Genomic DNA, 266 nt, shown 5'->3' with positions numbered 1-266 from the left:
CGCGGTGTAGCGGTTCAAGCGGGCCGCGGTCAGGGTCAGGTCCTTGACCTCCCGGGAAGTCAGCACCGCGCCGTTGAACATGGTGGGCAGCAGGCGCCCGTCGTTGTACTTGAGCAGTGGCAGGTCCGGCAACTGGGCGCCGTACTTGAATGTTCAACCGCATCCGCCGGGGCGGGCACATCACTCGCGAGCGCATCACCAAGCACGCCATCTACTACATTGCCCGGCAACGCGGGGCCCAGGTGGGCATGATCCGCACGCCCACC

1 pseudogene is annotated in these 266 nt (G+C 66.5%); it reads right to left on the bottom strand.

Annotated elements, in window-relative coordinates:
* Nucleotides 1-138, bottom strand: a pseudogene (locus R0J88_RS20800) (OprD family outer membrane porin); the annotation flags it as partial.
* Between the last annotated feature and the right edge of the window lie 128 nt (nucleotides 139-266).

It is taken from the genome of Pseudoalteromonas sp. SIMBA_162, assembly GCF_046535955.1.
GTDB classification, from domain to species: domain Bacteria; phylum Pseudomonadota; class Gammaproteobacteria; order Enterobacterales; family Alteromonadaceae; genus Pseudoalteromonas; species Pseudoalteromonas marina.
Note: the sequence above shows the minus strand (reverse complement) of the source record. Positions and strands in the feature narration are given on the sequence as shown.